Origin of the sequence: Pseudomonas sp. ANT_J28, assembly GCF_008370005.1 — a bacterium.
Classification (GTDB): domain Bacteria; phylum Pseudomonadota; class Gammaproteobacteria; order Pseudomonadales; family Pseudomonadaceae; genus Aquipseudomonas; species Aquipseudomonas frigoris.
The window spans coordinates 128,921-150,570 of the sequence record NZ_VOBM01000011.1 but is presented as its reverse complement, the minus strand read 5'-3'; the positions used below and the strand labels follow the sequence as shown (position 1 = coordinate 150,570).

The following is a 21,650-nucleotide window of genomic DNA, read 5'->3' as shown; positions in this document are numbered from 1 at the left end:
CGCCAGCCATCTAGTGGTCATGGCCGGAGCGGTCTCGCCCTCACACACGCCAAGACGCCTGGACGAGCTTCGCGGCAGCATTGGTGTGCTCTTTATAGTAAAACGCCCCAGGCCTGCGAGGCCTAGGCCGGTGAAGATGTCTAAAACCCGGTATCCGGTTAACCGCAAGGCTGCTCCGCTTAAGTGAACAGCATTGCCGCCAAGCGCGGGCTTTTTTTGCACCTGGAATATAGGCGCCAAATAACATATGGGAATACCTATTGACACAAAATACGGGAAAACCCATATTTTCATTCAAGCCAACGGGAAATCGATCGGAAGCTGCCAAGCATCACTTCTGCCCATTCACCGAGTGAGCAGTGGGATGTAGGCCTGCATCAAACGCAAGGCTCACCAGAGCAAAAAGCGACATCAATGGACTGAGGCAAAAACCATGACTGTAGACATCAGCAACTTCCCCATCGCTACCCCGCTTCCAATCTCCGACACCAACCCGATTGCGCTTGAGCTCATCGGCTGGCGTGCACTGATCGAATGCCCCGACGTCATCTCAATGCTTGACGATGGTTCGCTGCAGATGACGGCGCCGACACTTGGAGCCTCGAGCAAGAGCACGCTACGAACCCGCTGCGAGTGGAAGGAGCCAGGTTACTGGCTGTTCTCCAGCGCAGCGGACCACTGGAACCGACAAGAAATGCGGCTGACGAAGGTCAACTCGCTACAAAAAGTCGTGATCGGCCAGATCCATGTAAAGGATTCAGAGCGACCTCCGGTAAAGGTGTTCTGGAACAAAGGAAAAATCACCATGGGGTTCCGAACCAGTTACCTACAGGACGATCCGGTCAACTCGACGATTTTGGAGAACGTGCCGCTCGGTGCACTTTTCAAAATCAACATTCACGCCAACTCGAGCGGCGCCGTCTCTGTATCGGCTAGTTGTAACGGCGTCAAATCCACTTCCGCGATCATGCGCCTCGACAACACCTGGGACACGAAAACACTCGCCTTCCACGGTGGCGTGTACAACCAGATCGATTACTCCGACACCACGGACCCGCTAGACGGTTCTGTCTGCGTTATCAGCGATCTGTCTATCACTCACGCCTGATACGACCTGCTCGGCATGATGAGCAAAACAGGCTTCAGGGAAGCATCACTGCTGCACTTTGGCGACAGGGTGTAGCGGGATGCGCAGACCCGAAATGACCGATTTGGGGCTTCGCGCCCGCCGGCAATACAACTGCCGGCACACATACGCTACCATGTGCCTCATGGCGGGTATGAACCCTGCGTTTATTACCACTCAGCTCGGTCATAGCGTTCAGATGTTGCTATCGACCTACACCCGATGGATCAACGCCAGCACAGACTGGGGCGAACTCGGGAAGCTTGAAAAGAGCTTGATTGGTACAAAATTGGTACAGACAGAAACAGTACCCCTCTGAAACCCGTATGGAATCAGCCTCTGTGACACTGGAACAGAATTACACCGCGATTCTCGGCCAATTGGGCGAGGACGTCTCCCGCGAGGGCCTGCTCGACACGCCAAAACGTGCCGCCAAAGCCATGCAGTACCTCTGCCGTGGTTATGAACAGACACTGGAAGAGGTCACCAACGGTGCCTTGTTCAGCTCCGATAACAGCGAAATGGTGCTGGTGAAGGACATCGAGCTCTACTCGCTGTGCGAACACCACCTGCTGCCGTTTATCGGCAAGGCTCACGTCGCCTACATCCCGAGCGGCAAGGTATTGGGCCTGTCGAAAGTCGCGCGGATCGTCGATATGTACGCCCGCCGCCTGCAGATCCAGGAAAATCTCAGCCGCCAGATCGCCGATGCGGTCCAGCAAGTCACCGGCGCCCTGGGCGTTGCAGTGGTGATCGAAGCCAAGCACATGTGCATGATGATGCGCGGTGTAGAGAAACAGAATTCGTCGATGATCACTTCGGTGATGCTGGGGGAGTTCCGCGAAAACGCGGCCACCCGCAGCGAGTTTCTCAGCCTGATCAAGTAATTCGCAGCAGAAGAAAACCGGCATTCATCGCCGGTTTTTTTTCGCCTGTGAAAAATCAGGTAAGCTGCGCGCCTTCTGTTTGCCCCTGTGAGGCTTATACCGTGTTCGTTAAAGCGCTTCGTGTCGGCCTTGGCCAACTGATCATCTTCATCGATTTCATTACCCGCCCAGGCAAAAAGCAGCGCCCTGCCGCCGCTCAGGCTCAGGTAGAGACGGCCGCCAAGGACCTGACCCTGTATCAGTTCCACGCCTGCCCGTTCTGCGTGAAAACCCGCCGCACCCTGCGCCGCTTGAACGTGCCGGTGGCGCTGCGCGACGCGAAGAACAACGAACAGGATCGTCAGGCCCTGCTGGAACAGGGCGGCAAGGTCAAGGTGCCGTGCCTGCGCATCGAAGAGAATGGCCAGACGACCTGGATGTATGAGTCCAAGGTGATCATCGATTACCTGGACAAGCGGTTTGCCGCCGCCTGAAGCCGTACAGATTTCGGATAAAAATAAACCGGCCCATTGGCGGCCCATTGGCCGGTTTAATTGTTTTTGCACCCTCTCGCACCAGTAGCCTCAAGCCGCTTTCGCTGCTTGGGCCTGACACACCACCACTGCCAGCCTTTTGAGCCCTTCGTCCAGCCGTGCCGGGTCGATGTGACTGAAGTTCAGGCGCAAATGCCCCGGATTGCTGTCAGGTTCGGGGAAGAATGGTTCGCCCGGCATGAACGCCACATCCGCTGCCAGTGCAGCCTCGAGCAACGTACAAGTGTCCAGCGGCTGCTTGAGAGTCAGCCAGAAAAACAGCCCGCCCTGCGGCACATTCCAGTCCGCCAAATCAGCAAAATGCGTTTCCAAGGCTGACTGGAACGCGTCCCGACGAACCCGGTAAAAGTCCCGCAGCTCGCTCAAGTGATGCTGGAATTTGTCGGTACCGATCCACTGCAGCGCTTGCCACTGGCCCACGCGATTGGTGTGCAGGTCGGCCGATTGCTTGAGTTTCAGCAAGTGAGGAAAGAGATCCGGACTGGCGATCAGATAGCCGACTCGCAATCCGGGCAACAGGGTTTTCGACACGGTGCCGGTGTAGATCCAGCTGGCCTTTTTCAACCGGCTGACAATCGGTGTGGCGCTGCCACCGTCGAAAGTCAGCTCGCGGTAAGGCTCGTCTTCGATCAAGGTCACGCTGAACTCATCCAGCAAGGCTGCCACGGCATCGCGCTTGGCTTCGCTGTAGCGCACGGCCGAAGGATTCTGAAAAGTCGGGATCAGGTAGATGAACGCCGGACGGTGTTTTTCCAGACGAGTACGCAACTGCGCGAGGTTCGGGCCATCAGCCTCCAGCGGGACAGTGATGCAGTCGGCGCCGAACAGCTGAAAAATCTGCAAGGCCGCCAGATAAGTCGGCGCCTCGAGCAAAATCTCGGTGCCTTTGTCGATGTACAGCTTGGCCGCCAGATCGAGGGTTTGCTGGGAGCCGCTGACCACTAACACCTGACTCGCCTCGCAGGGTACGCCCAGAGCCCGCGCCTCTGCTGCCAGCGCTTCACGCAGCGCCGGCTCACCTTCGCTCATGCCATATTGGCCCATGGACAGCGGCATGTCGGCCCACTCGACTTTGGGCAGCATGGCTTCGGCGGGCAAGCCGCCGGCGAACGACATCACTTCCGGGCGCTGGGCGGCAGCGAGGATTTCACGGATCAAAGAACTTTTAAGGCGCGAGACACGTTCGGAAAATGCCATGGGGTCACCGGTAGCGAGGCCTGAGGAAAATGAGTCAAACTGATTGACCGAAATTACGACAGACCGAACGGATACGTCAATATGCTTGACCTTAAAAACCCCGCCACTCAGCAACAAGCGATGGAAGCGTTTTTCTTCGGTTACCAGGCGTTCACCGCGAAAGCCGACGAAATGCTCGAGCGTCGTGGCTTGAGCCGGGTGCATCAACGCATTGTGTTTTTCATCGCGCGCTACCCGAACTTGAGCGTCAAGGAGTTGCTGGCGTTGCTCGGGGTGACGAAGCAGGCGCTGAACATTCCGCTGCGCCAGTTGGTGGAGATGCATCTGGTGAACAGCGTCGCGTCCGAGACCGACAAGCGTAAGCGATTGCTGGAACTCACCGACGATGGCGCGCGGTTTGAGCAGTCGTTGCGGCGTGAGCAGGTGAAATTGCTGGAGCGGGTGTTTGCCGAGGCTGGGGAGACGGCGGTGAATGGGTGGCTGGCGGTGAATCTGGCGCTGGGTAAAGCCCAGGTCTTTCCAAGCTGATCGTTCCACGCCCTGCGTGGGAACGATCGTCTATAGCCGATATATCCCGATCAACAAACTTTTCGTCTACAAAATCAAAAACATTATTTGCTTTATTTGTATACAAAAGCATAATCCACTTCGTGCGAGTTCCTGACCAAGCGGTCAACAAATTCGCAAGTACCTCAAAGGGTCGCTGCCACCCTCATGGGTCCGGCCCTGGAAATAACAATAAAACTCTTGAGGAGTACTCGCTGTGGAAAGCCGCAAATCCGAAGCCCCGACGCTGGAACTCTCGCCGCCATTACGCAATGGCTGGCTGGAGCGCATCTTCAAACTCAGCTTGCATGGCACCACGGTGAAGACCGAGTTGATTGCCGGTCTGACAACCTTCATCACCATGGCCTACATCATCTTCGTCAACCCCAACATCATGGCCGACGCCGGGATCGATCACGGTGCCGCGTTCGTCGCCACTTGCATCGCCGCCGCGCTGGGTTGCCTGTTGATGGGTCTGTATGCCAACTGGCCGGTCGGCCTGGCGCCAGGCATGGGCCTGAACGCCTTCTTCACTTACACCGTGGTCGGCACCATGGGTTACAACTGGGAAACCGCTCTGGGTGCGGTGTTTGTTTCCGGTGTGTTGTTCATGTTTCTAACTTTTTCCCGGATTCGCGAATGGCTGCTCAATAGCATCCCGGTGAGTTTGCGCTTTGCCATGGGTGCTGGCGTGGGCCTGTTTCTGGGGCTGATCGGATTGAAAACCGCGGGTATCGTGGTCGACAGCCCGGCCACCCTGATCAAGCTCGGCTCCCTGCGCGAACCTGGCCCGCTGCTGGCCGCCATCTGCTTCCTGATGATCGCCGTGCTCAGCTACCACAAAGTGTTTGGCGCGATTCTTATCAGCATCATCACCGTCACGCTGGCGGGTTGGGGCCTGGGCCTGGTGCACTACGAGGGCCTCATGTCCGCCCCGCCGAGCCTGGCGCCGACCTGGATGGCCATGAACATCGCCGGCGTGTTCAACATCAGCATGATCAGCGTAGTGCTGGCCTTCCTCTTCGTGCACATGTTCGACACCGCCGGCACCCTGATGGGCGTCGCCCAGCGGGCTGGTCTGGTGAACGCGGATGGCAAGATCGAAAACCTCTCCCGCGCCCTTAAAGCCGACAGTGCTTCCAGCGTATTCGGTGCGATGGTCGGCGTTCCGCCGGTCACCAGCTACGTGGAAAGTGCCGCGGGTGTAGCCGCTGGTGGTCGGACTGGTCTTACCGCCGTGACCGTAGGTGTGCTATTTATTGCCGCAATGTTTTTCGCACCGCTGGCTGGCATGATCCCCGCTTACGCAACCGCCGGTGCGCTGATTTATGTGGCAATGCTGATGATGGGCGGTATGGCGCACATCGAATGGGACGAAGCGACCGACAGCATTCCGGCGATCGTTACCGCGATCATGATGCCCCTGACCTTCTCGGTCGCCGACGGCATCGCGCTGGGCTTTATCACGTATGTGGTACTGAAAGCCTGTACCGGTAAGCACAAGGAAATTTCCATCAGTCTGTGGGTGCTTTGCGCGATCTTCATCGCCAAGTTCATTTTCTTGTAAGCCGTCTACGTTTCAAAAACAGTGTTTCAAAACAGCCTCACCCCGTCGGGTGAGGCTTTTGTGCAAATGGAGGAAAGTGATGAGTCTGGAAACCTGGCTGCTGTTCAGCGGCGCTGCGCTGGTGGTAATCCTGATCCCGGGGCCACTGTCTTTGCTAATGATCAGCAACAGTCTGAATTACGGCTTGCGTCGTTCATACCCGGCGTTTCTGGGGGGCGTGATTGCGTCGATCTGCTTGCTCAGTGCGTCGGCGCTGGGTTTGGGCGCCTTGCTGCTGGCATCGGAACAGTTGTTCAGCGCCTTGAAGATCGTCGGCGCGCTGTACCTGTTCTACCTGGCCTGGCAGAGCTGGCAACAATCGCGTCAGCCCTCCCACGGCGCTGAAGTGCCCCAGGCTGCGCCAGTGCCACGCTTTCGCGCACTGTTCGGGCGCGCGTTCATGTTGGGCGCCAGCAACCCGAAAGACATTCTGTTCTTCGCCGCTTTCCTCCCGCAGTTCCTCAGTGCCGAGCAACCGTTCCTGCCGCAGTTGCTGGTGATGATTGCGACCTGGACCGTGCTGGATTTGCTGTGCAAGTTGGCTTATGGGCTGGGTGCCCATGGTGCGGCGCGGTATTTGCGCAGTGGCAAGGGGCAGAGCTGGTTTAACCGGGTGAGTGCGGGGTTGTTTGGTGGTGCAGGTGCGGTTTCGTTGTTGAGCCGCTAAGGTCTTTTGACTTTCAAGCAGGCAAAAAAAAGCCCGCAGTGTGAGCGGGCGAAAGACCAAAGAAGCTATATGCGCAGGATTTTTGGGGGGAAAGTCCTAGCTTCCTCTGTAGGTCGAATAGCTGTACGGCGAAATCAGCAACGGCACGTGGTAGTGATCCTGCTCCGCAGAGATGCCGAAGCGCAGCACCACCACATCCAGGAACGCAGGTTCCGGTAGCTGAACGCCACGGGCGCGGTAGTAATCGCCCGCATGAAACTGAACCTGATAGACCCCGGAGCGGTAGTCATCGCCTTGCAGCAGCGGTGCATCCACCCGGCCATCGCTGTTGGTTATCGCAGTGGCGACCAATTCCAGCTGCGAACCTTCAACGCGGTACAACTCGACCTTGATCGAGCTGCCCGGGCAACCGTGTGCAGCGTCTAAAACGTGAGTAGTCAAACGTCCCATTGATTCTGCGCGCCTGCCTGCATGGAGCAGTCAGACCTCGCGCCTCCCGAAGTCAGTTGAAAAGGAGACCGCACCGATTCGGAGCACGAAACGCTGCGGCGAGCGACTGATTAAGACACTTTTCAAAAAAATTGTACACAATAAAAACAACATATTTACCGCTATACCCGTCATTCAGGGATTCCCGCCGAATCTGCCGCCGAGCCATAGGGCCAGAGGACCTTCCATCCATTAGCTGACCAATCAGGCAGGTTTCTTGCAATAACATGTGAAGATGACCGTCAGTGAAAAATGCAAAAAATCAGGCTTACAAAGTGGATATAAAGTTGTATACAATCAGCCCATCGCTGTGACGCCAGCCTGTCATCTCATCGCCAGGCAGCCACACAACCCTGACCTTGAACAAGTCGAACGAATAAGAAGGAAGACTGCAGTGAGCGCTGACTACCCACGCGACCTGATCGGTTACGGCAGTAACCCTCCTCACCCACACTGGCCGGGCAATGCCCGCATCGCCTTGTCCTTCGTGCTCAATTACGAAGAAGGCGGCGAGCGCAATATCCTGCACGGCGATAAAGAATCCGAAGCCTTCCTTTCGGAAATGGTCTCGGCGCAGCCGCTGCAAGGCGCGCGCAACATGAGCATGGAATCCCTTTACGAGTATGGCAGCCGTGCCGGCGTCTGGCGGATTCTGAAACTGTTCAAGGAATTCGACATTCCGCTGACCATCTTCGCCGTGGCCATGGCCGCCCAGCGTCACCCGGACGTGATCCGCGCGATGGTCGATGCCGGCCACGAGATCTGCAGCCACGGCTATCGCTGGATCGACTACCAGTACATGGACGAAGCACAAGAACGCGAGCACATGCTCGAAGCGATCCGCGTCCTCACCGAAATCACCGGTGAGCGGCCACTGGGCTGGTACACCGGCCGCACTGGCCCGAACACCCGTCGTCTGGTGATGGAAGAAGGCGGTTTCCTCTACGACTGCGACACCTACGACGACGACCTGCCCTACTGGGAACCGAACAACCCGACCGGCAAGCCGCACCTGGTGATTCCGTACACCCTGGACACCAACGACATGCGCTTCACCCAGGTCCAGGGTTTCAACAAGGGCGACGACTTCTTTGAATACCTCAAAGACGCCTTCGACGTGCTTTACGCTGAAGGCGCCGAGGCACCGAAGATGTTGTCGATCGGCCTGCACTGCCGTCTGATTGGCCGTCCGGCGCGTCTGGCCTCGCTCAAACGCTTTATCGAATATGCTAAAAGTCATGAACAGGTGTGGTTCAGCCGTCGCGTCGACATCGCTCGCCACTGGCACGAAACCCACCCGTACCAAGGGACCGCGAAATGAGCCACTTCCAAACCCTGAAGCCCTCGACCTTGAGCCGCGACGCCTTCGTCGCTGCCTTCGCCGACATCTACGAACATTCGCCATGGGTGGCCGAAAAGGCCTTCGACCTGGGCCAGGACGCTTCGATCGACGAGATCGAAACCTTGCACCAGCGCATGAGCGACATCCTGTTGAGCGCTGATCACCAAAGCCAACTGGCCCTGATCAACGCTCACCCGGACCTCGCCGGCAAAGCTGCCGTCCAGGGCCAGCTTACCGCAGCCAGCACTCAAGAACAGTCTGGCGCGGGTATTCACCAATGCACGGCCGAAGAGTTTTCTCGCTTCACCGAGCTGAACGACGCCTACAAAGCGAAGTTCAAGTTTCCCTTCATCATGGCGGTAAAAGGCAGCAACCGGCATCAGATCCTCGCGGCGTTCGAAACGCGCATTCACAACCCGGAAGACACCGAGTTCAAGTGCGCGCTGGCAGAGATCAACAAGATCGCCCTGTTCCGATTACTGACCCTATAGCGAGCCTTGCCCGAGCGACATTGAAGAACGCATACATCGCCCAGGGCACTGCAAGCATCCCAAGCCAACTTATTAAAGGCAGACAAGAAGAATGAAAGCTTACGCCGTACCTTTCGAGAAGTTCGTCAACCTGGCCGACGCCCGCCTGGGCACCAAAATCATCTCGGTCACCGATGACTGGTTCGCTGATGCCAACCGCCTGTTCCAGCCGACCCCGGCTGTGTGGAAAGAAGGCGTGTTCGATGACAACGGCAAGTGGATGGACGGCTGGGAATCGCGCCGCAAGCGCTTCGAAGGCTATGACAGCGCTGTGATCCGCCTGGGCGTACCGGGTTCGATCAAAGGCGTGGACATCGACACCTCATTCTTCACCGGCAACTTCCCACCGTCGGCCTCCCTGGAAGCCTGTTTCCTGGCTGAAGGCGAACCGACTGAAAACACCCAGTGGGTTGAAGTGCTGTCGGCTGTCGAGCTGCAAGGCAACAGCCATCACTTCCATGAAATCAACAACGACCAGGCGTTCAGCCACCTGCGCTTCAACATCTACCCGGATGGCGGCGTAGCGCGTCTGCGTGTGTACGGCGTGCCGCACCACGACTGGTCGGCTGTCGGCGACAACGAGCAAGTTGACCTGGCAGCAGCCCTGAACGGTGGCCGCGCCCTCGCCTGCTCCGACGAACACTTCGGTCGCATGAGCAACATCCTCAACCCGGGCCGTGGCATCAACATGGGCGACGGCTGGGAAACTGCACGTCGTCGCACGCCGGGCAATGACTGGGTCATCGTCGCGCTGGGTCATGCCGGCGAAATCGAAAAAGTCATCGTCGACACCCTGCACTTCAAGGGCAACTACCCGGACACGTGCTCGATCCAGGGCGCGTTCGTGAAGGGCGGTACAGACAGCCAGATCGAAACCCAATCGTTGTTCTGGCGCGAATTGCTGCCGGCGCAGAAACTGGAAATGCATGCCGAACACACCTTCGCCGAGCAGATCAAGGCGCTGGGCCCGATCACCCACATCCGCCTGAACGTGTTCCCGGACGGTGGTGTGAGCCGCCTGCGGGTATTGGGCAAGGTCGCTAAATAAGCGCTGAACCCAATCGCGAGCAAGCTCGCTCCCACATTTGAAATGCATTCCCCTGTGGGAGCGGGCTTGCTCGCGAAGGCGTCAGAACAAACAACACAGAATTTTGGAAAAGAAGACCAGCATGCGCACATTGACGATTGAACCGCTGACCAAAGAAGCCTTCGCCCCTTTCGGTGACGTGATCGAAACCGACGGCAGCGATCACTTCATGATCAACAACGGTTCGACCATGCGCTTCCATAAACTGGCGACGGTGCAAACCGCCACGCCAGAGGACAACGCGATCATCAGCATCTTCCGCGCCGACGCGCAGGACATGCCGCTGACCGTCAGCATGCTGGAGCGTCACCCGCTGGGCAGCCAGGCTTTCATTCCGCTGCTCGGCAACCCTTTTCTGATCGTGGTCGCGCCACTTGGCGATGAACCTGTATCAGGCTTGGTCCGCGCCTTCGTCACCAACGGCAGGCAGGGCATTAATTACCATCGCGGCGTTTGGCACCATCCGGTGCTGACGATCGAAAAGCGGGATGACTTCCTGGTGGTTGATCGCAGTGGCACAGGCAATAACTGCGATGAGCATTTTTTCAAAGAGGATGAGCGTTTGATCCTTGCCCCCCACCAATAAGAGAAGGTCTGATCACTCGACAACAGAGTGACAGGCGAGAGGTAAAGACTGTGGAAGCACATCTGTTGGAATGGCTGAACCTGAGCGTGCGCTGGGTTCATATGATTACTGGCGTGGCCTGGATCGGTGCGTCGTTCTATTTCGTCTGGCTGGAAAACAACCTCAATCGGGTCAACCCGAAAAACGGTCTGGCCGGTGATTTGTGGGCGATCCACGGCGGCGGTATCTATCACCTGGAAAAATACAAACTGGCTCCACCGACCATGCCGGACAACCTGCACTGGTTCAAATGGGAAGCCTACTTCACCTGGATGTCAGGGATCGCGCTGTTGTGCGTGGTGTTCTACTCCAACCCGACGCTGTACCTGCTGGCACCGGGCAGCAGCCTGACCGGCCCTGAAGGTGTTGCCCTGGGCATCGCCTCGTTGTTCGTCGGCTGGTTCGTCTACTCCTTCCTCTGCGACTCGGCCCTGGGCAAACGCCCTGCCCTGCTCGGCGTCATCCTGTTCGTGCTGATCATTGGTGCTGCTTACGGCTTCAGCAAAGTGTTCAGCGGTCGTGGTGCGTACCTGCACGTCGGCGCGATCATCGGCACCATCATGGTCGGCAACGTGTTCCGCATCATCATGCCGGCCCAGCGTGCGCTGGTTGCCGCGATTGCCGAGAACCGCACGCCCGACCCGGCTCTGCCGGCCAAAGGACTGCTGCGTTCGCGTCACAACAACTACTTCACCTTGCCGGTGCTGTTCATCATGATCAGCAACCACTTCCCGAGCACCTACGGCAGCCAATACAACTGGCTGATCCTGGCCGGGATCGCGGTGCTCGCGGTGTTGGTGCGTCACTACTTCAACACCCGTCATGACAGCCACAAGTTTGCCTGGACCCTGCCCGTTGCGGCCGTGGGCATGATCTGCCTGGCGTACGTGACTGGCCCGGCGCAGATGCCCAGCGCGCCTGAAGTAGCCAAGGCGCCTGGCACCATCGAGTACCAGCCGCTGCCGGAAACTGCCCTCGGTGGTGATGTGAAACCTGAAGCGGCAAAACCTGCTGCACCTGCCGCTGCACCGGCTCAGGCGTCCAACGCCGGCCCCGGTTTCGACAAGGTTCACAGTGTGATCCAGGAACGTTGCGCGGTTTGCCATTCGGCCAAACCGACCAGCCCGCTGTTCAGTGCCGCACCGGCTGGCGTGATGTTCGATACCCCCGAGCAGATCCGTCAGAACGCTGCACGCATCCAGGCTCAAGCCGTCACCAGCCAGATCATGCCACTGGGCAACATCACCCAGATGACCCAGCAGGAACGTGACCTGATCGGCGCGTGGATTGTTCAGGGAGCTCCAACCAACTAACCGTTGAAAAGCATCGCGAGCAAGCTCGCTCCCACAGGTTCTGTATGGCCTGTGTGGGAGCGGGCTTGCCCGCGAATGGCCGCACTGCGGTCAACCTGATGCACAAAATCACAAGAATAAAAAAGATCCGAGGTGTTGCATGTCCGAGCTATCCGAAGCGCGCATCCCCGACGCACCCGCCATTCAGCGTTTACCACTTTTGCAACTGATTCTGGTCGGTCTGCAACACGTTCTGCTGATGTACGGCGGAGCCATCGCGGTGCCACTGATCATCGGACAGGCCGCTGGCCTGAGTCGTGAAGAAATCGCCTTCCTGATCAACGCCGACCTGCTGGTGGCCGGGATCGCTACCATCGTGCAGTCGCTGGGCATCGGCCCCATGGGCATCCGCATGCCGGTGATGATGGGCGCCAGTTTCGCCGCTGTCGGCAGCATGGTGGCAATGGCCGGCATGCCTGGCATCGGCCTGCAAGGGATCTTCGGTGCAACCATCGCCGCCGGGTTCTTCGGCATGATCATCGCGCCGTTCATGTCCAAAGTCGTACGTTTCTTCCCGCCTCTGGTGACTGGCACCGTCATCACCTCGATCGGTTTGTCGCTGTTCCCCGTGGCCGTGAACTGGGCCGGCGGCGGTGCGGGAGCCGCGCAATTCGGCTCACCAATTTACCTGGCCATCGCCGCACTGGTGCTGGCCACCATCCTGTTGGTCCATCGCTTCATGCGCGGTTTCTGGGTCAACATTTCCGTGCTGATCGGCATGTGCCTGGGTTATGTACTCTGTGGCCTGATCGGTATGGTCGACCTGAGTGGCATGGCCCAGGCGCCGTGGCTGCAATTCGTGACCCCGCTGCATTTCGGCATGCCGAAGTTCGAACTCGCACCGATCCTGTCCATGTGCCTGGTGGTGGTGATCATCTTCGTCGAGTCCACCGGTATGTTCCTGGCGCTGGGCAAAATCACCGGTCAGGACGTCTGCCCACGGATGCTCCGTCGCGGGTTGTTGTGTGATGCCGGCGCCTCGTTCTTCGCCGGTTTCTTCAACACCTTCACCCACTCCTCTTTCGCGCAGAACATCGGCCTCGTGCAGATGACCGGCGTGCGTTGCCGCTCGGTGACCATCGTCGCCGGCGGTTTGCTGGTGGTGTTGAGTTTGCTGCCGAAAGCGGCGTTTCTGGTGGCCTCGATTCCGCCCGCCGTACTGGGCGGCGCGGCGATTGCGATGTTCGGCATGGTCGCCGCCACCGGCATCAAGATTCTTCAGGAAGCCGACATTGGTGACCGTCGCAACCAGTTGCTGGTGGCGGTGAGCATCGGCATGGGGCTGATCCCGGTGGTCCGTCCGGAGTTCTTCGCCCACCTGCCACTGTGGATGAGCCCGATCACACACAGCGGCATTGCGATGGCGACGTTGAGTGCGCTGTCGCTGAACCTGCTGTTCAACATCCTCGGCGGCGCCGAACGCGCGGCCATCAACGACTGCCACGCTCACCCGAATTGACACGCTAAAAGTCATACAACCTGTGGGAGCAGTTGCTCCCACAGTGGCCACACCTGCGCCTCAAACAATAAAAACAAGAGGGAGCAACAGATGATTCGCACACAGACAAACATGCTGTTGGGCGGTGGTCTATTGGCCGCCAGTCAGGCCATGGCCGGCGATTTACTGCTGTGGCAGACCAACAGCCTGAGCTATCTGTATGGCAAGGATTTCGCGGTCAACCCGTCGATCCAGCAGACGATAACCTTTGAGCACGCCGACCGCTGGAAGTACGGCGACAACTTCCTGTTCGTCGACAGCACTTACTACAACGGCGAAAAAGACCGGAACAAAGGCGTTCACGCCTATTACGGCGAGTTCAGTCCGCGCCTGTCTTTCGGAAAAATCCTCGACCGCCGTTTCGAATTCGGCCCGATCAAGGACGTGTTGCTGGCCATGACCTACGAGAATGGCGAAGACGACACCGAGGCCTATCTGATCGGCCCCGGTTTCGACCTCACGGTACCGGGCTTCAATTTTTTCACCTTGAACTTCTACTATCGCCAGACCGAAGGCTCGCGTCCCGGCGACGATGTCTGGCAGATCACGCCGGCCTGGTCCTACACCCTGCCATTAGGCAACTCGAACCTGTTGATCGACGGTTACATCGACTGGGTCGTGGATAACGACCAGAACTCACACGGCACCTACCACGCCAACCTGCATTTGAACCCGCAGATCAAATATGACCTGGGGAAGGCCTTGGGCTGGCGGGAGAAACAGGTGTACGTCGGCGTCGAATACAGCTACTGGAAAGACAAATACGGCATCGAAAACAACGCCAATCTCGACACTCATGAGAACACCACCAGCCTGCTGGTGAAGGTGCATTTCTAGATGATCCGCAACCGTGCTCCAAACCTGTCGTCGGTGCGCTGTTGCGGGGCACTTGAGACCTGGCCAACGAGTCAGTATTCTCCGCGGCCGCCCGAATCTGGTCTAAAAAAAAGCCCGGATCTAATTCCTGACCAGAAAGCCAACTTATCCCGGCACTGGACGGTACCAAGGCACTCCAAAACCACTCTCAATCGGCTGCTCTTGAGCAGCCGAGCGGGAGTTTTTTGGCTTTTCAAAAGCCTTGGCTCAGCTCTTGCTAACAGCACTGAAGCTGACCGATTGGATGATTTTTTACAGCGACAGAAAAAGGCGCCACACCAGAGCGCCGACCTTAGAAAAATAACGTGGAACCACCTACTTTTTGGGAGCAACCGAATGAAACGTACGTGCACTAGCCTGATGCTGGCGGGATCTTTGCTGGCCGGGGGCCAGGCCATGGCCGGCGACTTGCTGCAATGGCAGAACAACAGCCTGTCCTACCTGTATGGCAAGGACTTCCAGGTCAACCCGCACATTCAGCAGACCGTCACCTTCGAGCATGCCGATGCATGGAAATATGGGGACAACTTCTTCTTCGTCGACAAGATTTTCTACAACGGTGACAAAGACTTCAACGTTGGCCCGAACACCTATTACGGTGAGTTCCAACCGCGCATTTCGCTGGGCAAGGTCCTCGACCAGAAAATTGAATTCGGCCCGATCAAAGACGTCCTGCTGGCCATGACCTACGAGTTCGGTGAAGGCGATACCGAGTCCTACCTGATCGGTCCCGGTTTCGACCTGGCGATCCCGGGCTTTGATTACTTCCAGCTGAACTTCTACCAGCGTCACACGGAAGGCAGCCGTCCAGGCGACAACGTGTGGCAGATCACCCCGGTCTGGTCCTACACCATTCCTGTCGGTGACTCGAACATCCTGATCGATGGCTACATGGACTGGGTGGTCGACAACGACTCCAACTCCAAAGGCGACTACCACGCCAACCTGCACTTCAACCCGCAGGTCAAGTACGACTTGGGCAAAGCGCTGAACCTTGGCGAAAAGCAGTTGTACGTCGGCGTCGAGTATGACTACTGGAAAAACAAGTACGGTATTGAAGACAGTCAGGGCTTCAAGACCGATCAGAGCGTAACCAGCTTCCTGGTCAAGGTTCACTTCTGATTCGGCGGCGTCTGTAAGGACGTCTTCGCGAGCAGGCTCGCCCCCACATTGGAATGCATTTCAACTGTGGAAGCGAGCCTGCTCGCGAATGGCCGCAACACAAAAAATCTCAAGCCGAAACCACTGGCTCCGCCAACCCGAGAAACCGGGACAACTCCCCGCGCTTGGCCAACGCATCCCGCCGCCCCAAATCAATCAATTCGCTGCAATACCCCGCCTCGAACAGCAGATAACTCAGCACCCCCGCCCCGCTCGTCCTGGTCGCCCCCGGCCCGCGCAGAAACAGACGCAGCGCCGCCGGCAACTCCTGCCGATGCCGCGCCGCAATCTCATCGATCGGCTGACTCGGCGAAATCACCAGCACGTCCACCGGCGCCACACCCAGCGCGCGCGTCGGCGTGCCATTGGGCAGCAGATGACTGAACTGATTGAGCCGCTGCAGCAACTCGATGTCACTTTCCAGGCTGTCAATGAACGTGCTGTTGAGCAGGTGCCCACCGATCTGTGCCAGGCTCGGCTGCTGGCCGGTGTAGGCGCGTTGCAGCGGTTGTTCCGGGTCGACGCCGCGGGGGTTGCCGCTGACGCCCACTACCAGCACTCGGCTGGCGCCCAGGTGCAGCGCCGGGCTGATCGGTGCCGACTGACGTACCGCGCCGTCGCCGAAATACTCTTCACCGATTTTCACTGGCGCAAACAACAGCGGAATGGCGGAACTGGCCAGCAAGTGGTCGACGGTCAATTGAGTGGGGACGCCGATTCGCCGATGGCGCAACCAGGCATTGATGGTGCCGCCGCCCTGATAAAAGGTCACCGCCTGACCGGACTCGTAGCCGAACGCGGTCACCGCAACCGCCTGCAACTGCTTCTGTGCAATGGCCTCGGCAATCCCGCTCATCTGCAGTTTGTCTTCAAGCAATCCGCGCAGCGGCGAACTGTTGAGCAAAGCCACCGGCACCTGAGCGCCAATCCCGAGCAAACTGTGGCTGACAAAACGGCTGGCCTGGTGGATCACGCCCGGCCAGTCGCTGCGCAGCACCAGATGACTGCGAAAGCCCTGCCAGAAGGCTGTCAGACGTTGAATCGCGCCACGAAAATCCATCGCCCCACTGGCGAGGCTGACCGCGTTGATAGCGCCGGCCGAGGTGCCGACGATCACCGGAAACGGATTGCTCGCGCCGACCGGCAACAGCTCGGCAATCGCAGCCAGCACACCGACCTGATAGGCCGCCCGAGCCCCGCCGCCGGAAAGAATCAACCCTGTAACCGGTTCAGCAGGACTCATCGCAACACTCCATGGTGCTTATAAGGACGGTGGTTCAACCGCGTTTTGCGTACAGCTTCGGCTCACCCGGGGGACGGCTCTTGAAGCGACGATGAGCCCAAAGGTATTGCTGCGGACATTCGCGCAAGACGCCTTCGATCCATTGGTTGATCCGCAGGCAGTCGGCTTCTTCGGTTTCGCCGGGGAAACCTTCGAGTGGTGCATGAATCACCAGTCGATAACCGCTGCCATCCGCCAGACGTTCCTGAGTGAACGGCACCACCAGCGCCTTGCCCAACCGCGCAAACTTGCTGGTGGCAGTGACGGTCGCGGCCTGAATCCCGAACAGCGGCACGAAGATACTTTGCTTGGCGCCATAGTCCTGATCCGGTGCGTACCAGATTGCCCGGCCTGCGCGCAGCAATTTGAGCATGCCGCGCACGTCGTCGCGTTCCACCGCCAGCGAATCGACGTTGTGCCGCTCGCGCCCCAGGCGTTGGATGTAGTCGAACAACGGATTTTTGTGTTCGCGGTACATGCCATCAATGGTGTGCTGCTGACCGAGCAACGCCGCGCCGATTTCCAGCGTGGTGAAATGAACGGCCATCAGGATCACGCCTTTGCCGTCGCGCTGGGCTTTTTTCAGATGCTCCAACCCTTCGACATGGGCCAGCTTCGCCAGACGCTCGCGCGACCACCACCAGCTCATGGCCATTTCGAAAAACGCGACGCCCGTTGAGGCGAAGTTTTCCTTGAGCAGGCGCTTGCGTTCGGCAGCGGTTTTTTCAGGGAAACACAGTTCGAGATTGCGCTTGGCAATGCGCCGTCTGTCGCCCGCTACTCGATACATCAATGCACCCAAGGCGCGCCCGATCGACAGTAACGCCGGATACGGCAACTGGACAATCAGCCACAACAGCCCCAAGCCACACCACAGAGGCCAGAAACGCGGAGAAAGAAATGCTGTTCGAAAACGCGGGCGATCCATTAAAGGTTCCGGAAAGACAATGGCCGCGCATTCTACATCGTTCGACCCGGCTTGCGGCTCGCGGGCGTTCTCGTTATAAGTCTCGGCACTTTTAGTGACAAGTCGTTGTATGCCGACCATGAGCCAGACCGAACCGCTAGACCAAGATCCCGTGTTCCAGCTGAAGGGCAGCATGCTCGCCATTACGGTGCTGGAACTGGCCCGTAACGACCTCGAGAACCTCGATCGTCAACTGGCCGCCAAGGTCGCCCAGGCGCCTAACTTCTTCAGTAACGCGCCACTGGTGCTGGCCCTGGACAAACTCCCGGCCAGCGAAGGTGCAGTTGATCTGCCGGGCCTGATGCGCGTCTGCCGCCAGCATGGCCTGCGCACCCTGGCGATCCGTGCCAGCCGCATTGAAGACATCGCCGCGGCCATCGCGGTCGACCTGCCGGTGCTGCCACCGTCCGGCGCCCGGGAACGTCCGCTTGACCCGCTCGAAGGCCAAGTCAAGAAAAAACCGGAAAAACCACCGGAGCCGACTATCAAGCCAACGAAGATCATCACGTCGCCAGTACGTGGTGGCCAGCAGATTTATGCCCAGGGCTGCGATCTGGTGGTGATCTCGTCGGTCAGCCCGGGGGCGGAACTTCTCGCCGACGGGAACATCCATGTATACGGCCCGATGCGTGGTCGAGTGTTGGCCGGCGTCAAAGGCGACACGAAAGCCAGGATTTTCTGTCAGCAAATGAGCGCTGAACTGGTCTCCATCGCAGGCCACTACAAGGTTTCGGAGGATCTGCGTCGCGACCCTTTGTGGGGCGCGGGCGTACAGGTCAGCCTGTCGGGCGATGTGTTGAACATCATTCGGCTTTAACGGATACTGCCGCATTTTCCAAACATCTCTAAAACGTAGCGAAAACGGCTCAAACGAAGTAGGAAAAAGGCCATAAGCAGTGTTTACCCGAGGTAAGCGCCGTTCTGGACCGAATTCCAGCCAAGGCTGTCCGACTGCAGTAGTTTTTCTAGAGATGTTTTTCAGGGGCTAAATGTCCTTTTTCCTTAGGGGTGAAACACCTTGGCCAAGATTCTCGTGGTTACATCCGGCAAGGGTGGTGTGGGTAAGACCACCACCAGTGCTGCTATCGGTACCGGCCTCGCACTGCGCGGTCACAAAACAGTTATCGTCGACTTCGACGTCGGTTTGCGTAACCTCGACCTGATCATGGGTTGCGAGCGCCGTGTGGTGTATGACTTCGTCAACGTGGTGAACGGCGAAGCCAACCTGCAACAAGCCCTGATCAAAGACAAACGCCTGGAAAACCTCTACGTACTGGCCGCCAGTCAGACCCGCGACAAAGACGCGCTGACCGTGGAAGGCGTGGAAAAAGTGTTGATGGCATTGAAAGAAGACTTCGAATACGTGGTCTGCGACTCTCCGGCCGGCATCGAAAAAGGCGCCCACCTGGCCATGTACTTCGCAGACGAAGCGATTATCGTGACCAACCCGGAAGTGTCCTCGGTTCGTGACTCGGACCGCATGCTCGGCCTGCTGGCCAGCAAGTCCCGCCGTGCGGAAAAGGGCGAAGAGCCGATCAAGGAACACCTGCTGCTGACCCGCTACAACCCGCAACGAGTCAGTGACGGCGAGATGCTCGGCGTCGAAGACGTCAAAGAGATTCTGGCGGTCGCCCTGCTGGGTGTCATTCCGGAATCCCAAGCGGTACTCAAAGCTTCCAACTCGGGCGTGCCAGTCATTCTCGACGACCAGAGCGATGCCGGTCAGGCATACAGCGATGCGGTCGATCGTCTGCTGGGCAAAACTGTGGAGCATCGTTTTCTCGATGTAACGAAGAAGGGATTCTTCGAGCGCCTGTTTGGAGGTAGATAATGAATCTTTTTGACTTCTTTCGTGCCAGCAAAAAGGTCAGCACCGCGTCGGTAGCGAAAGAGCGTCTGCAGATCATCGTGGCGCACGAACGCGGCCAACGCAGTACACCGGACTACCTGCCAGCCTTGCAGAAGGAATTGGTCGAGGTCATCCGCAAGTACGTCAATATCGGGTCCGATGACGTGCACGTCGCTCTGGAAAACCAGGGCAGCTGCTCGATTCTGGAACTCAATATCACCCTGCCAGATCGCTGAGTCGATCCGGCTGGAGCCACGGCGGCTCAGGTCCCTTCTGTTAATGGAAGGGGCCTGAGCCGCCGTTGGCGTTTGTTACGAGGCTGTTTTAATGCCGCTGTCCAACATCCGCATCATCCATCAGGACGCCGCCGTACTGGTGGTGAACAAACCGACCCTGCTGCTCTCCGTCCCTGGCCGGGCCGATGACAACAAGGACTGCCTGATTACCCGCCTGCAGGAAAACGGCTACCCGGAAGCGCGAATCGTCCATCGTCTGGACTGGGAAACCTCCGGCATTATTCTGTTGGCCCGTGATCCGGACACGCATCGCGAGCTGTCTCGGCAATTTCACGACCGCGAAACCGAAAAGGCCTACACCGCCCTGTGCTGGGGACAACCGGAACTGGACAGTGGCAGCATCGATTTGCCCTTGCGCTACGACCCGCCGACCAAGCCACGCCATGTGGTGGACCATGAATTCGGCAAACACGCCCTGACCTTCTGGCGGGTATTGGAGCGTTGCGGCGACTGGTGTCGTGTCGAATTGACACCGATCACCGGCCGCTCCCATCAGTTGCGCGTGCACATGCTTTCCATCGGCCACCCACTGCTGGGTGACGGACTGTATGCCCACGAGCAAGCACTGGCCGCCTGGCCACGACTATGTTTGCACGCGAGCATGCTGAGCTTCACTCACCCGCAAAGCGGCGAGCGCATGCGCTTCGAGTGTCCTGCTCCTTTTTAAGCAACCGCTGAACCCAAAACCGTCCTTACATTGAAGGGCGGTTTTTTGTTACAAATCAACGTAAAAATGGCGTGAAAATATTGTCATGATTTTGTAATGAAACGTAAAATGCAGGCACTTTGATAGCAGGCAGGAAGCCCTCGTGCTCGGCAACAAGACATTCCAAGACGACTACCCATTCACCTTCTGCCTTTTCAACACCACGCTCCACCTTAGCGAGCAACCTTCAGCCGAAGCACAGCAGGCGCTGGAACAACTCATACACAAACGACGCTCCCGCAAGCTCTCTCGCGCAAGTGCCCCGCTGGCCTCCGGCGAAACGCCACTGTTTGCCAAGGTCCAGCCGCTGGATACCTTAAAGGCAAAAGTGCGGGTCACCTTTGGCAAACCACAGCGCAATGGCCGATTCGACTGGCCGCTGGAAGAGTTGATCAATACGCTCGAAGCACAACGCCGTGGCGTGCAAATGCCGCCGCTGCAAGGGTTCGGTTACACCAAGGACCGACTGGGGCTGACCCAGGAGTATTTCATTATCACGCGCCTGCTAGACGATCACATCGACGGTGTGCAATGGCTTAAACGCAACCCGGACAACGTCGAAACATTCATTCTCGATGCCTTCGAATTACTGAGCTCCTTGTCGCGCAAAAACATCACGCACATGGATTTCTGGGCTGGCAATATCATGATCCCGGAAACACCACAGACGCCGCTCAAAGCCATCGACTTTGAAAACTGCTTTGCCGGCCAGACAAACCATCAAAGCGAAACCCTGGGCTTTCAACTGGGCTTCTTCTATCGCCGGGACATCTACAAGCTCATCACCGAAGCCGCCTATGACCGACTGGTGGACGAATACATTCGACAGATCCCGGGTATCTCGAAGGAAAAATTCAACGAGGTATACCTCGCGAGCAAACATGAATATGTGGGCCGCAAGCAACGTCGCGAAGTGTTCCTCAATGGCAACCTGATCACCGGTTGACTCATCCTCTTCGCCAACCGGCAGCCGGCGCACGTCGAACGGCATTGTCTCTGCAATGCCGTGAGCCAATACGTTAAACTTG

The 21,650-nt window shown here is 58.0% G+C and carries 23 protein-coding genes and 2 pseudogenes; 21 read left to right on the top strand and 4 right to left on the bottom strand.

Going from position 1 to position 21,650, the window contains the following annotated elements; all coding sequences use genetic code 11:
- The 5 genes and pseudogenes from FQ187_RS10575 to FQ187_RS10555 form a co-directional block, all read left to right on the top strand.
- Positions 1 to 187, top strand: a pseudogene (locus tag FQ187_RS10575) (IS4 family transposase); the annotation flags it as partial.
- A gap of 246 nt (positions 188 to 433) precedes the next feature.
- On the top strand, positions 434 to 1,108 hold the full coding sequence (locus FQ187_RS10570) for a polysaccharide lyase family 7 protein (RefSeq protein ID WP_149629412.1): 675 nt from the start codon (positions 434 to 436) through the stop codon (positions 1,106 to 1,108).
- A gap of 94 nt (positions 1,109 to 1,202) precedes the next feature.
- Positions 1,203 to 1,445: pseudogene (locus tag FQ187_RS30310) on the top strand (site-specific integrase); the annotation flags it as partial.
- A 22-nt stretch (positions 1,446 to 1,467) separates the two neighbouring features.
- Complete coding sequence (gene folE, locus FQ187_RS10560; RefSeq protein ID WP_010456659.1) at positions 1,468 to 2,013, top strand: GTP cyclohydrolase I FolE; 546 nt, start codon at positions 1,468 to 1,470, stop codon at positions 2,011 to 2,013.
- Positions 2,014 to 2,114: 101 nt separating this feature from the next.
- On the top strand, positions 2,115 to 2,486 hold the full coding sequence (locus tag FQ187_RS10555) for a glutathione S-transferase N-terminal domain-containing protein (RefSeq protein WP_149629411.1): 372 nt from the start codon (positions 2,115 to 2,117) through the stop codon (positions 2,484 to 2,486).
- Positions 2,487 to 2,576: 90 nt separating this feature from the next.
- On the opposite strand, the gene FQ187_RS10550 is transcribed toward FQ187_RS10555, so the two are convergent.
- On the bottom strand, positions 2,577 to 3,743 hold the full coding sequence (locus FQ187_RS10550; protein ID WP_149629410.1) for a PLP-dependent aminotransferase family protein: 1,167 nt from the start codon (positions 3,741 to 3,743) through the stop codon (positions 2,577 to 2,579).
- Between the two features lie 81 nt (positions 3,744 to 3,824).
- Here FQ187_RS10550 and FQ187_RS10545 point away from each other — a divergent pair, with 81 nt between their 5' ends.
- From FQ187_RS10545 to FQ187_RS10535, 3 genes are all read left to right on the top strand, one after another.
- Entirely contained in the window at positions 3,825 to 4,271 is a 447-nt protein-coding gene (locus FQ187_RS10545; protein ID WP_149629409.1) for a MarR family winged helix-turn-helix transcriptional regulator, read from the top strand.
- Positions 4,272 to 4,506: 235 nt separating this feature from the next.
- Positions 4,507 to 5,856 carry an NCS2 family permease gene (locus FQ187_RS10540; RefSeq protein WP_149629408.1) on the top strand — a complete coding sequence of 450 codons (1,350 nt, stop codon included), beginning with the start codon at positions 4,507 to 4,509 and terminating at the stop codon, positions 5,854 to 5,856.
- Between the two features lie 79 nt (positions 5,857 to 5,935).
- On the top strand, positions 5,936 to 6,562 hold the full coding sequence (locus tag FQ187_RS10535; RefSeq protein WP_149629407.1) for a LysE family translocator: 627 nt from the start codon (positions 5,936 to 5,938) through the stop codon (positions 6,560 to 6,562).
- 96 nt (positions 6,563 to 6,658) lie between these two features.
- Here FQ187_RS10535 and uraH read toward each other — a convergent pair whose 3' ends face one another.
- The gene (uraH, locus tag FQ187_RS10530; RefSeq protein WP_008146146.1) at positions 6,659 to 7,012 is read right to left on the bottom strand and encodes a hydroxyisourate hydrolase; all 354 of its coding nucleotides are present in this window, start codon (positions 7,010 to 7,012) and stop codon (positions 6,659 to 6,661) included.
- Between the two features lie 433 nt (positions 7,013 to 7,445).
- Between uraH and puuE the strand changes: the two genes are divergently transcribed.
- The 8 genes from puuE to FQ187_RS10490 all read left to right on the top strand — a co-directional run bounded on the left by puuE (position 7,446) and on the right by FQ187_RS10490 (position 15,483).
- Positions 7,446 to 8,372, top strand: coding sequence for an allantoinase PuuE (gene puuE / locus FQ187_RS10525; protein WP_149629406.1), 927 nt, complete (start codon positions 7,446 to 7,448; stop codon positions 8,370 to 8,372).
- Positions 8,369 to 8,884: a 2-oxo-4-hydroxy-4-carboxy-5-ureidoimidazoline decarboxylase gene (gene uraD, locus FQ187_RS10520; protein ID WP_149629405.1), complete on the top strand. Its 516-nt coding sequence runs from the start codon at positions 8,369 to 8,371 to the stop codon at positions 8,882 to 8,884. Before puuE ends, uraD begins: the two co-directional genes overlap by 4 nt.
- A 91-nt stretch (positions 8,885 to 8,975) precedes the next feature.
- Entirely contained in the window at positions 8,976 to 9,971 is a 996-nt protein-coding gene (alc, locus tag FQ187_RS10515) for an allantoicase (RefSeq protein ID WP_149629404.1), read from the top strand.
- 121 nt (positions 9,972 to 10,092) lie between these two features.
- Positions 10,093 to 10,596: an ureidoglycolate lyase gene (locus FQ187_RS10510; RefSeq protein WP_010456681.1), complete on the top strand. Its 504-nt coding sequence runs from the start codon at positions 10,093 to 10,095 to the stop codon at positions 10,594 to 10,596.
- A 50-nt stretch (positions 10,597 to 10,646) separates the two neighbouring features.
- On the top strand, positions 10,647 to 11,948 hold the full coding sequence (locus FQ187_RS10505; protein ID WP_149629403.1) for a urate hydroxylase PuuD: 1,302 nt from the start codon (positions 10,647 to 10,649) through the stop codon (positions 11,946 to 11,948).
- A 139-nt stretch (positions 11,949 to 12,087) separates the two neighbouring features.
- Positions 12,088 to 13,446: a nucleobase:cation symporter-2 family protein gene (locus tag FQ187_RS10500; protein ID WP_149629402.1), complete on the top strand. Its 1,359-nt coding sequence runs from the start codon at positions 12,088 to 12,090 to the stop codon at positions 13,444 to 13,446.
- 90 nt (positions 13,447 to 13,536) lie between these two features.
- Positions 13,537 to 14,322 carry an outer membrane protein OmpK gene (locus tag FQ187_RS10495; RefSeq protein WP_149629401.1) on the top strand — a complete coding sequence of 262 codons (786 nt, stop codon included), beginning with the start codon at positions 13,537 to 13,539 and terminating at the stop codon, positions 14,320 to 14,322.
- A 375-nt stretch (positions 14,323 to 14,697) separates the two neighbouring features.
- Positions 14,698 to 15,483, top strand: coding sequence for an outer membrane protein OmpK (locus tag FQ187_RS10490; RefSeq protein ID WP_129436960.1), 786 nt, complete (start codon positions 14,698 to 14,700; stop codon positions 15,481 to 15,483).
- A gap of 109 nt (positions 15,484 to 15,592) precedes the next feature.
- On the opposite strand, the gene FQ187_RS10485 is transcribed toward FQ187_RS10490, so the two are convergent.
- On the bottom strand, positions 15,593 to 16,765 hold the full coding sequence (locus tag FQ187_RS10485) for a patatin-like phospholipase family protein (protein WP_149629400.1): 1,173 nt from the start codon (positions 16,763 to 16,765) through the stop codon (positions 15,593 to 15,595).
- Positions 16,766 to 16,799: 34 nt separating this feature from the next.
- A complete protein-coding gene (locus FQ187_RS10480; RefSeq protein ID WP_149629399.1) occupies positions 16,800 to 17,732 on the bottom strand; it encodes a lipid A biosynthesis lauroyl acyltransferase in 933 nt (310 codons plus the stop codon).
- A 118-nt stretch (positions 17,733 to 17,850) separates the two neighbouring features.
- Between FQ187_RS10480 and minC the strand changes: the two genes are divergently transcribed.
- From minC to FQ187_RS10455, 5 genes are all read left to right on the top strand, one after another.
- Positions 17,851 to 18,588: a septum site-determining protein MinC gene (minC, locus tag FQ187_RS10475; protein WP_095129096.1), complete on the top strand. Its 738-nt coding sequence runs from the start codon at positions 17,851 to 17,853 to the stop codon at positions 18,586 to 18,588.
- Positions 18,589 to 18,789: 201 nt separating this feature from the next.
- Positions 18,790 to 19,602 carry a septum site-determining protein MinD gene (gene minD / locus FQ187_RS10470; protein ID WP_033057165.1) on the top strand — a complete coding sequence of 271 codons (813 nt, stop codon included), beginning with the start codon at positions 18,790 to 18,792 and terminating at the stop codon, positions 19,600 to 19,602.
- Positions 19,602 to 19,856 carry a cell division topological specificity factor MinE gene (gene minE, locus FQ187_RS10465; protein WP_007898843.1) on the top strand — a complete coding sequence of 85 codons (255 nt, stop codon included), beginning with the start codon at positions 19,602 to 19,604 and terminating at the stop codon, positions 19,854 to 19,856. The genes minD and minE overlap by 1 nt, the downstream gene beginning before the upstream one ends.
- A gap of 91 nt (positions 19,857 to 19,947) precedes the next feature.
- A complete protein-coding gene (locus FQ187_RS10460; protein ID WP_149629398.1) occupies positions 19,948 to 20,583 on the top strand; it encodes an RluA family pseudouridine synthase in 636 nt (211 codons plus the stop codon).
- Positions 20,584 to 20,725: 142 nt separating this feature from the next.
- Positions 20,726 to 21,568 (top strand): hypothetical protein, encoded by an 843-nt coding sequence (locus FQ187_RS10455; RefSeq protein ID WP_149629397.1) that lies wholly within the window; start codon positions 20,726 to 20,728, stop codon positions 21,566 to 21,568.
- Positions 21,569 to 21,650 lie beyond the last annotated feature (82 nt).